Source organism: Bacillus sp. z50 (assembly GCF_058313585.1).
This window is the reverse complement of the sequence record NZ_JBZFQL010000003.1, coordinates 159,781-172,618: the sequence shown is the minus strand read 5'-3', so window position 1 is coordinate 172,618 and position 12,838 is coordinate 159,781. Positions and strand designations below refer to the sequence as shown.

12 protein-coding genes are annotated in these 12,838 nt (G+C 40.0%); 1 reads left to right on the top strand and 11 read right to left on the bottom strand.

What is annotated here, in order from left to right; all coding sequences use genetic code 11:
* Positions 1 to 413: 413 nt before the first annotated feature.
* From prmC to AC4G3N_RS10175, 9 genes are all read right to left on the bottom strand, one after another.
* A complete protein-coding gene (prmC, locus tag AC4G3N_RS10215; protein WP_491090293.1) occupies positions 414 to 1,274 on the bottom strand; it encodes a peptide chain release factor N(5)-glutamine methyltransferase in 861 nt (286 codons plus the stop codon).
* 5 nt (positions 1,275 to 1,279) lie between these two features.
* Positions 1,280 to 2,350: a peptide chain release factor 1 gene (gene prfA / locus AC4G3N_RS10210; RefSeq protein WP_066109335.1), complete on the bottom strand. Its 1,071-nt coding sequence runs from the start codon at positions 2,348 to 2,350 to the stop codon at positions 1,280 to 1,282.
* Between the two features lie 200 nt (positions 2,351 to 2,550).
* Positions 2,551 to 3,189, bottom strand: coding sequence for a thymidine kinase (locus tag AC4G3N_RS10205; RefSeq protein WP_066109338.1), 639 nt, complete (start codon positions 3,187 to 3,189; stop codon positions 2,551 to 2,553).
* Between the two features lie 282 nt (positions 3,190 to 3,471).
* Positions 3,472 to 3,690, bottom strand: a complete 219-nt coding sequence (rpmE, locus tag AC4G3N_RS10200) for a 50S ribosomal protein L31 (protein ID WP_066109340.1) — start codon at positions 3,688 to 3,690, stop codon at positions 3,472 to 3,474.
* Positions 3,691 to 3,813: 123 nt separating this feature from the next.
* Complete coding sequence (rho, locus tag AC4G3N_RS10195; RefSeq protein WP_066109343.1) at positions 3,814 to 5,097, bottom strand: transcription termination factor Rho; 1,284 nt, start codon at positions 5,095 to 5,097, stop codon at positions 3,814 to 3,816.
* A gap of 386 nt (positions 5,098 to 5,483) precedes the next feature.
* Positions 5,484 to 6,770, bottom strand: coding sequence for a UDP-N-acetylglucosamine 1-carboxyvinyltransferase (gene murA, locus AC4G3N_RS10190; protein WP_066109346.1), 1,287 nt, complete (start codon positions 6,768 to 6,770; stop codon positions 5,484 to 5,486).
* A gap of 142 nt (positions 6,771 to 6,912) precedes the next feature.
* Positions 6,913 to 7,563, bottom strand: coding sequence for a fructose-6-phosphate aldolase (gene fsa / locus AC4G3N_RS10185; RefSeq protein ID WP_066109349.1), 651 nt, complete (start codon positions 7,561 to 7,563; stop codon positions 6,913 to 6,915).
* 162 nt (positions 7,564 to 7,725) lie between these two features.
* Positions 7,726 to 8,583: a class II fructose-bisphosphate aldolase gene (locus tag AC4G3N_RS10180; RefSeq protein WP_066109352.1), complete on the bottom strand. Its 858-nt coding sequence runs from the start codon at positions 8,581 to 8,583 to the stop codon at positions 7,726 to 7,728.
* 165 nt (positions 8,584 to 8,748) lie between these two features.
* A complete protein-coding gene (locus tag AC4G3N_RS10175; protein WP_066109355.1) occupies positions 8,749 to 9,126 on the bottom strand; it encodes a response regulator in 378 nt (125 codons plus the stop codon).
* Positions 9,127 to 9,341: 215 nt separating this feature from the next.
* On the opposite strand from AC4G3N_RS10175, the gene AC4G3N_RS10170 reads away from it, so the two are divergent.
* On the top strand, positions 9,342 to 9,887 hold the full coding sequence (locus AC4G3N_RS10170; RefSeq protein ID WP_066109358.1) for a DUF2529 family protein: 546 nt from the start codon (positions 9,342 to 9,344) through the stop codon (positions 9,885 to 9,887).
* A gap of 341 nt (positions 9,888 to 10,228) precedes the next feature.
* On the opposite strand, the gene pyrG is transcribed toward AC4G3N_RS10170, so the two are convergent.
* Positions 10,229 to 11,827 carry a CTP synthase gene (pyrG, locus tag AC4G3N_RS10165; RefSeq protein WP_066109361.1) on the bottom strand — a complete coding sequence of 533 codons (1,599 nt, stop codon included), beginning with the start codon at positions 11,825 to 11,827 and terminating at the stop codon, positions 10,229 to 10,231.
* Positions 11,828 to 12,049: 222 nt separating this feature from the next.
* Positions 12,050 to 12,622, bottom strand: a complete 573-nt coding sequence (rpoE, locus tag AC4G3N_RS10160; protein WP_148630375.1) for a DNA-directed RNA polymerase subunit delta — start codon at positions 12,620 to 12,622, stop codon at positions 12,050 to 12,052.
* Positions 12,623 to 12,838: the final 216 nt, after the last annotated feature.

Genomic DNA, 12,838 nt, shown 5'->3' with positions numbered 1-12,838 from the left:
GATCACAAAGACGTTGCCACACGATGTGGCGTTCTTAGTCTTTGTTCCTTAATAGCCTCCCTTCATGCCTCTCCTTATGCTTGTCGGAGCTGGGCAGTCGCCTCAGCTTTTTATGTAATCCAGCTTCTGGGCCTAGGAGCTCGAGTCATAAGCAAATACTCTACAGGAGAGAAGAACGCCTCCCTCCGAGTATTCATCTTATGCTCGTCGCGGGCCTACAGGATGTTGGTCATGAAGACGTTGCCACAGGACGTGGCGTCTTAGTCTTCGTTCATCGATACAGGCCCTTCAGCTTTTTATGTAATCTAGCTTCAACGGCTAGAAGCTCAGGACATAAGCATGACCTCTGCGGGAGGGAAGAGCACCTCCCTCCGAGCCCCTGTCTTATGCTCCTCGCTTCTGATCAAGCCGTTTCAGCTTTTTATTTCGCCAAAGACCATTCGATCTTTTCCGTTGATATCGAACAGGACTTCTACATGGGCTTCAGGGTAAACAGCTTGCATTAGTTCTGCTACTTGCTCTCCCTGACCGGCGCCTACTTCAAATCCAACCAATGCTTTGTCTGCAAGTACACTTGGCAGATCTGATGTAATTTGGCGATAACAATCCAAGCCATCATTTCCAGCAAACAAGGCGAGATGAGGTTCATGGTTTTTAACCACATCCGAAAGGATTGCATGATCTGATTCAGGAATATAAGGAGGATTAGAAAGAAGAACATTCACCCTTTTACCAGCATCTATTAATGGTTTGAGCAAATCCCCCTGCAAGAACGCCACCTCAGCCTGAAGGCGTTGAGCATTTTCAGCTGCCTGTTTCAATGCTTTCTCTGACAAATCGACAGCCGTCACTTTCATACCTGGGCATTCCAAGGCCATCGTAATCGCAATAATCCCGCTGCCTGTCCCAATATCAGCCATGTCCAGCTTCTCTTCAGGATTGAAAAGCTTTTTTAGTTTAGCTAAGGCATGAAATATCAGCTCTTCCGTTTCAGGACGCGGAATCAATACATCTCCATTCACCAGAAATGTCCTGCCATAAAACTCCTCGCTGCCAATTATATGCTGCACAGGTACCGCATCGATTCCATGCTTTTTTACATCCTTTATAAAGATAGCTTCTTCCTCTTCCGTTAACTCATCATGCATATTCGCAAGCATTTGAGCACGGGATAGACCCAGCTGATTCATCAACAGCCATTCTCCAGCATTTTCATCACGGCCATTCTCCCTTAAAAAAGAAGAAGCCCATCGAAGAGCTTCATACACTTTCATCATTCTTAATCCTCCGCATTTTGAAGACGGCTAGCCTGGTCCTCAACAATCAATGCATCAATCACTTCATCCAATTTGCCTTCCATGATTTGATCCAGCTTTTGAATGGTTAATCCAATGCGGTGATCTGTAACACGGTTTTGCGGATAATTATACGTACGGATACGTTCTGAGCGATCCCCTGTTCCGACTGCAGATTTACGAGCACTGTCATACTCAGCCTGTGCTTCCTGCTGGAATTTATCATAAATACGAGCACGCAATACTTTCATTGCTTTCTCTTTGTTTTTAATCTGGGATTTTTCATCCTGGCAGGATACAACAATCCCCGTAGGAACGTGAGTAAGACGTACAGCTGACATGGTAGTGTTAACACTTTGTCCGCCCGGTCCGCTGGATGCAAACGTATCTACACGGATATCTTTGTCATGAACTTCAACCTCAACCTCTTCTGCCTCCGGTAAGCAAGCCACAGTCGCTGTTGATGTGTGAATACGACCGCCTGATTCTGTTTCAGGGACACGTTGTACACGATGGGCACCGTTTTCGAATTTCATCTTGGAGTATGCGCCATTTCCATTAATCATAAAGATGATTTCTTTATAACCGCCAAGCCCCGTTGGATTTGAATCCATTACATCAATCTTCCATCCTTGTGCCTCAGCATAACGGCTGTACATTCTATAAAGACTTCCTGCGAATAGGGCCGCTTCATCACCGCCGGCTGCTCCGCGAATTTCCATAATAACGTTTTTATCATCATTAGGATCTTTGGGAATTAGCAATACTTTAAGCTTTTCTTCCAACTCTTTCATTTGTCCGGAAAGTTCATCTACTTCTTCCTTCACCATTTCACGCATTTCAGCATCCAGCTTCTCTTCAAGCATTGCTTTCGCATCAACAAATTGGGAACGTACATCTTTATATTCTCGATACGCAAAGACAGTCTCCTGAATATCTGATTGTTCCTTGGAATATTCGCGAAGCTTCTTAGTGTCATTTACGATTTCCGGGTCACTCAAAAGCTCATTTAATTTGTCATATCGGTCTTCTACCGCTTGTAAACGATCGATCAATTTCTTCACCTCATTAACAGGTTTTTAAAAGAGGTTTTTACCTCAGTATTTGATTTGTTTATTGTACCACAATCAGACGGAAACGAAAAAAAGAGACGGCAAAGATGAACATACATCCTTTAATCTGCCATACCCTTTTATTTCTGACATACAAAAACACCCCCAAATTCCACTTATTCCTCCGGAGGTGTTCATTCCTTTTAAAGCCTGTTTGTTTTTATGTTTTCGATACCACCGTTAATCGGTGTATGTACCGTTTCTTGTTTGCCTGGTACTTCATGATGATGACGGCATCTTGGCTCATAGGATTCCGATGCACCCACTAAAATAACAGGGTCCTCATAGCCTGCAGGCTTCTTATCAATCAAACGCTGCGTCCGGCTTGCAGGGGATCCGCATACGGAACAAACTGCCTGTAGTTTTGTTACCTGTTCTGCCAGGCACATTAACTCCGGCATCGGCCCGAATGGCTCTCCTCTAAAATCCTGATCAAGGCCAGCCAGGATTACTCGATAGCCGCTGTCTGCCAAATGCTGAGCAACCTGTACAATTTCTTCGTCAAAAAACTGCACTTCATCAATGGCAATTAAATCTGTATCTAAATCTATATGATCGAAGATATGGGATGAATGCGTAATGCCTTTGGCAATAACAGAAGTTCCATTGTGGGAAACCACCGCTTCCTCACTGTATCGATTATCAATAGCCGGTTTGAAAACAGCAATGGATTGCTTAGCAAAGACCGCTCTCCTTACCCTGCGAATCAGTTCTTCAGATTTTCCGGAAAACATGCTGCCACAAATTAATTCTATCCAGCCAAATTGTTTCGTTTCGTACATGTGTTGGGGTCTCCCTTCCTGTCTTTACTAGGTTCATTAGGATTTTGCTTGTAACATTCCTGCATTTACTATACCAATAGATAATTATACATCATAAACTGCTCAAGAAAAGATTTTTTATCATTTGTTAATAGAGACCTTTGTTGTTAAAAAATTGATATAACTCCTCTAAAAACATACAAACACAGACCAACATGTTTTTCTCAGTACATTAGCCTGTGTCTGCCTTAAAGCAAAAAAACAGGCAAGCGGCTTACCCGCTGCCTGTTTCCGAAAATCAAATTATTGTTCTTGTTGTTGGGATTTGAAACCATACTTCTTGTTGAAACGCTCAACACGTCCATCAGCAGAAGCAAACTTTTGACGTCCAGTGTAGAATGGGTGGCATTCATTGCAAACCTCTACGCGCACCTCTTCTTTAACAGAGCCAGTTACAAATTCATTACCACAAGCACATTTAACAGTTGCTGTTTTGTAATTAGGGTGAATTCCTGTTTTCATCTTTTCCACTCCTTCCGCCCTGAGTCTTTCGAAACAGAGTTATCAAGCGTGCTCTTTTTAGTATAAGCACACTCAAGATATTATAACAGACGTGTTATTTTAAATCAACAGCTACTGCTACTATTACAAGATTCTTTTCGATCCGCCCGTTGACTTTTTCATCTCGTCATCGAGGTATTGAAAGAATTCTTGGTTGGTTTTAGTTTGTTTAAGTTTTCGTAACAGACGCTCAGCAAAATCAGGCATATCTGACATCGTTTTGCGAATAGCCCATAATTTTTCCAAATGGTCTTTCGGAATAATAAGCTCCTCTTTCCTTGTCCCAGATCGGCGAATATCAATAGCAGGGAATATTCTTCTTTCTGCTAGTGAGCGATCCAGGTGAAGCTCCATATTACCCGTTCCTTTAAATTCTTCGTAAATAACGTCATCCATTCTTGAACCTGTATCCACAAGAGCTGTTGCTAAAATGGTTAAGCTACCGCCTTCTTCAATATTACGGGCAGCTCCAAAGAAACGCTTCGGACGGTGAAATGCCGCCGGGTCAATCCCACCTGACAATGTTCTGCCGCTTGGAGGGATTACTAGGTTATAAGCACGTGCCAATCTTGTTATACTATCCATTAAAATAATAACATCTCGTTTATGCTCAACCAGACGCATAGCACGCTCTAATACAAGCTCTGCTACTTTGATATGGTTTTCAGGAACCTCATCAAATGTTGAGCTGACTACATCTGCCTGTACAGATCGCTCGATATCTGTTACTTCCTCAGGACGCTCGTCAATTAAAAGGACGATTAATTCCGCATCCGGGTGATTCGTTGTAATGGCATTGGCGATTTCTTTAAGAAGCATCGTTTTACCAGCCTTTGGAGGTGCGACAATCAATCCACGTTGCCCAAAACCAACAGGTGCTACGATATCCATTACACGTGTAGATACATTGCGGGGAGTTGTTTCAAGTACAACCTGACGATCAGGATACAGCGGAGTTAATGCAGGGAAATGCACCCTCTCCTTAGCTGATTCAGGATTATCCCCATTCACTGCTTCAACATGCAATAATCCATAATACCGTTCATTTTCTTTTGGAGGACGTACCTTACCGGATACTTTATCACCGTTTCTTAGATCAAATCGGCGAATCTGAGATGCCGAAATATAAATATCCTCTGAACTTGGTGAGTAATTGATCGGTCTTAGGAATCCAAACCCTTCAGATGGAATGATTTCTAAAACACCTTCCATGAATAGGTACCCATCTCGCTCCGCCTGAGCTTTTAAGATGGCAAAGATCAATTCTTTCTTTGTCAGCTTACTATAATAGGACACTTTATACTTTTTAGCTTGTTCATAAAGCTCTTTTAGCTTTAAATTCTCTAAATCGGAAATTGTTAATTCCATTATGACACCACACTTCAGTAAATTAATTAGATTGATTTTAGTGATTTGTTTATTACTACATGGATAGGGTTATCAAGAAGAAAATATTTAGGAAGGTAAAAGGATGAGTTGCGGTTTAAATCCACGTAAACCATTTGTTGCTTTCATTAGCAATTATATTCTATTCTATTTTTTTCTCAAAAACAAATCCATTTTACTCGCTTTTGATTCAGACTTCAACTATTAACATCACATAGAGGTTTTTAAAACTATTGCAACATTCTCAATATATCACAATTTCATAATTTTTATAATAAAGTCCTCCAGATTTTCACCTGGAGGAACTACTATTTTTATCTAAATTACGTTTTCATAACCAAATTTGGTTTCTTATTTAGATTGTTACATTAAGAATTCTTAAGCTGCTCAATCTCTCTCGGCGATAATTGTTCTCTCCATATGGTCGCTCCCAGTCCTGAAAGCTTGTCCACTATAAAGCTGTATCCCCGATCGATATGCTCGACACCGGTTATTTCGGTAACTCCCTCTGCTAATAGACCAGCAATAATTAAAGCAGCTCCGGCGCGCAAATCACTTGCCTTCACTTTTGCTCCATTAAGCTGAACAGGTCCATTAATAATTGCAGAACGGCCTTCTACCTTAATATCGGCGTTCATCCTGCTTAATTCATCTATATGTTTAAATCGAGATCCATATATGGTATCCGTAACAACGGAAGATCCAGTAGCCTTCGTCAATAATGCTGTTAAGGGCTGCTGTAAATCCGTAGGGAAACCAGGATATACAAGGGTTTTTATATCTACTGCTTTTAATTTTTCAGCCTTCGGTATATAAATCTGGTCGTCCCGCTCTTCAATATCAATTCCCATTTCTCTTAGCTTTGCAATCAGGGATTCAAGATGCTGCGGTATTACATTATCAATCAATATACCTTCTCCAACTGCTGCGGCAACAATCATATAGGTTCCTGCCTCGATACGGTCAGGAATAATGGTATGTCTGCAACCATGAAGTTTTTCGACACCCTCGATACGAATGACATCCGTACCTGCACCTTTGATACGGGCTCCCATATTCGTTAACAATGTTGCAACATCGATAATTTCCGGCTCTTTCGCAGCATTTTCAATAATGGTTTTGCCTTTAGCTAATACAGCTGCGAGCATGATATTAATCGTTGCTCCTACGCTGACAACATCCAGGTAGATTCGGGCTCCACGTAATTCTTCAGCACGCAAATAGATTGCCCCCTGCTCATTTGTTACCTGAGCACCGAGAGCTTCAAATCCTTTGATATGCTGATCAATTGGGCGAGGTCCCAAATAGCATCCCCCCGGCAAGCCAATAACTGCTTTCTTAAATTTACCGAGCATCGCTCCCATTAAATAATAGGAGGCACGTAATTGTTTGACCCTTCCGTTTGGAAGAGGCATTGATATCATCTTACTCGGATCAACAGTCATTTCAGTTGAGTCAAGTGTTACCTGACCGCCGATTTCTTCAAGTAATCCTTTAAGCATTTCTACGTCAGAGATATTTGGAAGCCCCTCAATTGTTACAGATGAGTCAGCAAGAATAGTTGCTGGTATTAAAGCAACTGCACTATTCTTTGCACCACTTATGCGAACTTCCCCTTTTAGCGGATACCCACCCGCTATTTTAAGCTTTTCCATAATAACTCCCTTCTGCGCCCTTGATGTGATTTTATCCGTCCGGCGAGAATAAGGTAAATATTACCACAAAAATCACCTGAATTAAAGCTAGTCTGTCAAATTGTTTCACAAGCTCGGATCATTCATACATATTTTACCACGATTATTTTTCTGTTCTTGTTTCCCAATCCTTAAGGAATGCTTCAATTCCTTTGTCTGTTAGCGGATGCTTACAAATTTGAAGAATTACGTTATAAGGAACCGTTGCAATATGTGCGCCGCGAAGTGCTGCTTGCGTCACATGCTGTGGATGACGGATACTTGCTGCAATAATCTCTGAATCGATATCATGGATTGCAAAGATTTCTGCAATTTCAGCTATTAAATCAAGTCCATTTTGTCCAATATCATCTAATCTTCCGATAAAAGGAGAAACATATGTTGCACCTGCTCTAGCAGCTAATAAAGCCTGATTGGCATTAAAAATTAAAGTTACGTTTGTTTTGATTCCTGCTTCAGTCAATGCATGAACTGCTTTTAATCCGTCTGGAGTCATTGGTACTTTTACTGTGATGTTCGGAGCAATCTCAGCTAATTCTTTACCCTCACGAATCATACCTTCCGCATCCAGTGCAATAACCTCTGCACTTACAGAACCAGGTACCAACGCTGTTATTTCACGCAGACGATCATGGAAAGAAACATCTTTTTCCTTCGCAACTAATGATGGGTTCGTTGTTACACCTGCCAAAATACCAAGTGCATGGGCCTCTTTAATTTCATTTAAGTTTGCTGTATCTATAAAAAACTTCATTTAAATTCCTCCTTGAATGAATTTCTATGTCTTTTATATTGTGTCATTGTTCTCCATTTTGAGCAAATAATTTCACCTTTAAAAACGTATGATTTAACCAAAATTATGTATAGTAAAAAAGAGGATCCCATGATGAGTGGCATCCTCTCGTAAAGATATCTTTTATGCTTTGTTATTAGAACCGAATTCACGAATTTTACCGATAACCGTTTCTTTAATTGCTTCACGAGCTGGTCCAAGGTATTTACGTGGATCGTATACTTCTTTGTCCGCAGCCAATACTTCACGTACCGCTTTAGCAGAAGTGATTTGGTTTTCAGTATTTACATTAATTTTAGCTGTTCCAAGAGAAATAGCTTTTTGGATATCGTGTAAAGGAATACCGGATCCACCGTGAAGTACTAATGGCATACCAGTTTCTTTTCCGATTTCTTCCATCTCTTTGAAACCTAATTTCGGTTCACCTTTGTAAGGTCCGTGAACAGAGCCTAACGCTGGAGCAAGACAGTCGATATTTGTACGTTTTACAAGATCTTTACACTCTTCAACGTCAGCATAGATAACGCCATCAGCTACTACGTCATCTTCTTGTCCGCCAACTGTTCCAAGTTCTGCTTCAACAGAAACACCATTTGCATGAGCATATTCAACCACTTTAGAAGTAATTTCAATATTCTCTTCGTATGGGTGATGAGAAGCATCAATCATAACGGAAGTGAATCCTGCATCAACAGCTTCTTTACATTTTTCAAAGCTGGAACCGTGGTCTAAGTGAATAGCAACTGGAACTGTTGTCTTGTATTCTTCCATTAAGGCTTTTGTCATTGCTACACACACTTTAAAACCGCCCATGTAACGAGCTGCCCCTTCAGAAACCCCTAAGATTACTGGAGATTTTTCTTCCTCAGCAGCTTGAAGAATAGCTTGGGTATACTCTAGATTATTGATATTAAATTGTCCAACTGCATATCCTTCTTCTTTTGCTTTGTTCAGCATTTCAGTCATTGATACTAAAGGCATTTTTCTTCCTCCTTGTTAATAATAAGCTCGAGCCAAACGGCTTCCCTTATCATTTTCCCTAATGGATCGATATGTATTCCCCCTTCTGCAAAAAGCGTCAGAGGGAAGTTATCTCTAGCATATCAACTTGTCCTCAAACTATCAACAAGTGTGCAAAATGTACATTTAACTGTCAATTTTAGCAACCGGTAAATGATCCTTTACCGCTTTCCTAATATCATCAATATCAAATGGTTTTGCAAAATGAGTCAAGGCTCCCAGGTTCATCGCTTCCTGAATCATATCTAATTCTCCATACGCTGTCATAATTAATACACGAATGCCCTGATCTTCTTCTTTCATTCTTTTTAAAATCTCAATTCCGTCCATACCGGGAATTTTCATATCCAGCAACACTAAATCTGGTGATTCACTTTTCTGGAGCGCCAATGCCTGCTCTCCATTTGCCGCCAGAAATGTTTGATATCCTTCCTGCTGCAGTACTTCATTCAGCAAAATACGGATGCCAAATTGATCATCAACAATTAAAATTTTTTCATTCATTTTACACAGCTCCTTCTTTCCGTTAGCCTGTATAAATAAGACACTTAAATCTATAAGTTCTACTAATAGGTAAATAATACCTTTATTCAAACGAAATTGTCTTTCGACAATTTACGTTCAAGCATTTATACTTTGACAGGAACTTATCATTTTAATGCTGTAAAAACAGTAAAAATGAAAGCATCTATTACTATTAAAATCAGGAGTTGACCCAAATGCTGAAAATATATTTAACTCAATTAACTGGTATTTATAAAAAAATTGAACAAGATGAACAGGAAAATATGGAGGACGCAGCGAGATTATTAGCTCAGGCTTTAGTCAGCCATGGTATTGTTTATCTTCATGGTTTTAAAGAAATGGATGGGATTATCAGCCAGGCAATCGATGGACCTGAACCGATCAAAGGCGTGAAGCGATTGTATAACGGCCAATATATGGCTCAAATCGAGCAACGAGACCGCGCCATCATTTTTGCACGAACTGCAACCGAACCGGAAGCAGTTGCTTTAGCTGAATCCTTAAACGGACAGCGTATCCCTTTTGTTGCCGTTTCCCTGGCTCCTGCTGCAGATGATATCAATACGCCGAACCTTGCCAATCTGGCAGATATCCATATTGATTTAAAAGCAACACGAGGTCTTATTCCAAATGAGGATGGAACAAGAAGCGGGATTCCCACCCTTGCAGCCGCCCTCTTCGTTTATCAGGGAATCACTCTGTCAATCGATGAAATCATTAAGGAATATGAAGAAGAATAATTATCCTGCTTGGCCAAAAAATAACTTTACATTACGTAAGCGCATACCAGCAAGTTTCTTGTCTGTTTTTGTTTGATAAAAGTTTTCTGATAATGATTTCGTTTACTATATAAAGTTGTAAGTTTGGACGATTGAGGTTAGTTGAAATTTTATAATTTCAACTAATTGAATAGCCTTTTCAGATGAGCGTTTTCCAATTTATTGAACCTTTATAGGACGAATTGTATATTTAATCGCCCTTATGAGTACAAATATCACTTTTGAGTAAAAAATCACTCGAAAATAAAAAAGGTGTACAGAGCTATCAGTAGTAACTGATTTTCTGTACACCTTTATTTTTATTATTTTTCGCCTAGTGATGCATGAATGAATTCACGGAACAATGGCTGCGGACGCTGTGGTCTTGATTTGAATTCTGGATGGAATTGAGAAGCAATGAACCAAGGATGATCCTTCAATTCAATAATTTCTACCAGACGTCCATCCGGGCTGGTACCTGAGAAGATAAAGCCTTGTTTCTCCATATCTTCGCGGTAATGGTTGTTGAACTCATAACGATGGCGGTGGCGCTCATATACCACTTCATCTTGATAAGCTTCAAATGTTTTCGTTCCAGGAACAATTTTACATGGATATAAACCAAGTCTAAGAGTCCCGCCAAGGTCCTCGATATCAATTTGTTCAGGAAGTAAGTCAATGATTGGGTTTGTCGTTTCCGGATTAAGCTCAGAAGAATGAGCATCTTTTAACCCAAGAACGTTACGTGCAAATTCAATGGATGCTAACTGCATACCAAGACAGATTCCAAAGAACGGCTTTTTGTTAGTGCGGGCATATTCGGTTGCCAGGATTTTTCCTTCAACACCACGGTCTCCAAATCCGCCCGGCACCAAAATACCATCCACATCATCAAGCATTTCATTTACATTCTCTTTATTTACATGCTCTGCGTTAATCCATTTAATCTTCACATCTGCATCAAATGCATAGCCGGCATGTTTTAATGCTTCTACTACAGAAATATAGGCATCTTGAAGCTCTACATATTTTCCAACAAGACCGATTTTCACTTCTTTGGTCAGATTCGTTACTTTATGTAGCAACTCTTTCCATTCTGTCATATCTGCATCGTTTGTTTGCAATTTCAAATGGTTACAAACAATTTCGTCCATTCCTTGTGCCTGAAGATCCAATGGAATGGAATATAAAGTTTCTGCATCACGGCACTCGATGACAGAATTTTTATCAATGTCACAGAACAGAGCAAGTTTGTCTTTCATATCCTGAGAGATTGGTAATTCTGTACGCACGACGATAATATTTGGCTGAATACCTAAGCTGCGCAATTCTTTAACACTGTGCTGTGTAGGCTTTGTTTTCATTTCACCAGCAGCTTTAAGGTAAGGAATCAATGTACAGTGAATGTATAGAACGTTATCGCTGCCAATATCACTCTTAATTTGACGAATCGCTTCCAGGAATGGCAAGGATTCAATATCCCCTACTGTTCCGCCAATTTCGGTAATAACGACATCCGCATTTGTATCATGGCCAGCTTTCAAAATCCGCTCTTTAATCTCATTCGTAATATGCGGGATTACTTGCACCGTTCCGCCTAAATAGTCTCCGCGGCGCTCTTTCTTTAACACGTGAGAGTAAACTTTACCTGTTGTTACATTGGAAAGCTTAGATAAATTGATATCAATAAAACGCTCATAATGGCCTAAGTCTAAATCTGTTTCTGCACCATCATCTGTTACGAAAACTTCACCATGTTGATAAGGACTCATCGTTCCCGGGTCCACATTGATGTATGGGTCAAATTTTTGGATTGTCACTTTCAAGCCTCTGTTTTTCAATAAGCGGCCAAGTGAAGCAGCTGTAATCCCTTTTCCTAAAGAAGATACAACTCCGCCTGTAACAAAAATATATTTTGTCATCTATAAAAACCTCCTAAAAGATCGTATTGATTTCATTTGGTAAGCACAAATCTATTAATAGTGATTAGTTTTTGTTTTTTCATCGGGCCTATCCCCTAAAAAAAATAAAAAAGCCCCCTTGCAAGCAAGGGAGCTTAAAATCGCTTAATAGTGTTTCCTTTATTTTAAAGGAGCCCAATGAATATTCTACAAAGATTGACACTTTAAGTCAAGGTTAAAGGATTAGCGATTGTCGTCCTCTTCTTCTTCGTCAATCACAAGATCTTCTTCCTCTTCTTCTTCGTCAAGATCATAATCATCCTCAACGATAACTTCGTCCTCGATTAGATCCTCGTCATCATCATCCTCATCATCATCGATGTCATCGATATCGTCGAAATCATCAATTAAAGAATCATCCTCATCATCGTCGTCATCGAAGTCATCAAGATCATCAAAATCAAGAACTTCATCCTCATCATCAAAGTCATCAACGAGTGCTTTTTTGCCTTTTTTCTTCTTCTTCACTTTAGAAGCTGGAACTGTTTCTTCTTCAACTTGTTCAACAGGGTACCATCCTTTTAGTCCCCAGCGATTGTCTCCAATACTGATAAAACGGCCGTCTACATTTAGATCTGTATAGAATTGGCCCATTTTTGCACTAACTTCTTCATCTGTCAAACCAAGTAATTTTTGGATTTTATCCATCATTACCTTAAAATCTATTGCTTCTTTCTTTTCTATAAGTAACACGTTCGCAATTTCAATGTAAGCCATTTCACTTACTTCTTCCTTAGACAGGTTGGCTAGTTTCATTGTTCGCACTTCCTTTCTATCAAATCAACATGAATGCCCAATTATGCATATCCCATTATAACCAAACGATTCATCTTTTTGCCACTTTATTTTATCCGTTCTATCCTTTTTCCTCTTGCGGCTTTATAAGAATATAAATAAAAAGCCATCACAAGGACTTAAAGGGGCACTGATCGGTCTTTGTTCAACCCGTTTCCAGTATCCTCTCGTTTCTCC